Below are 755 nucleotides of genomic sequence, written 5' to 3' on the forward strand. Positions count from 1 at the left end.
GCCAAGGGCCTTGCCTATTTCAGGGTAACGGCGAAGGGGCTGGAATCCCCCATCGGCAAGTTTTTCGAGAATCGCCAACTTGATCTGATCCTCGAGAAGTCCGGTTCTGATCCGGGTGATATGGTATTACTCGTAGCTGACGCGTGGGATGTGGTGTGTGACTCCCTGGGGAGGTTGAGGGTTCATCTCGGGGAAAAACTGGGCCTGACCCGGGGAGATAAGTACGAATTTCTGTGGGTTACCGATTTTCCGCTGGTTGAATACGACGAAGAGGAAAAGAGATATGTGGCCATGCATCACCCCTTTACTTCTCCCGTGCATGAAGACATTGGGCTTGTCGACACAAACCCCTTGAAAGTCAGGGCGATGGCGTATGATCTCGTTCTGAATGGCTCCGAGATCGGAGGAGGAAGCATCAGGATTCACCAGGCAGAGCTTCAGCAGAAGATGTTCGAGCTGCTCAACATAACCGGCGAGGAAGCGAGGGTAAAATTCGGCTTTCTCCTCGATGCCTTGAGCTACGGTGCCCCGCCCCACGGCGGGATAGCTCTCGGGCTCGACAGGCTGGTCATGATCATGACGGGGACAAACTCTATACGGGATGTCATTCCCTTCCCGAAGACCCAGAAAGCGGTTTGCCTGATGAGTGAAGCCCCATCACGGGTAGACAACAGGCAGCTCAGGGAGCTGCACATCAAACTCGATGGCTGATCGGGGAGAAAGTGATTGCCCGCTCTTCGGGGTATTCGGAGGGA

1 pseudogene (cut by a window edge) is annotated in these 755 nt (G+C 54.7%); it reads left to right on the top strand.

The features are described from left to right. A pseudogene (aspS, locus tag GTN70_02080) lies at positions 1-711 on the top strand (aspartate--tRNA ligase); it begins 1,000 nt to the left of the window's first position. Positions 712-755: the final 44 nt, after the last annotated feature.

Source organism: Deltaproteobacteria bacterium (assembly GCA_011773515.1).
Taxonomy (GTDB): domain Bacteria; phylum Desulfobacterota; class Deferrimicrobia; order J040; family J040; genus WVXK01.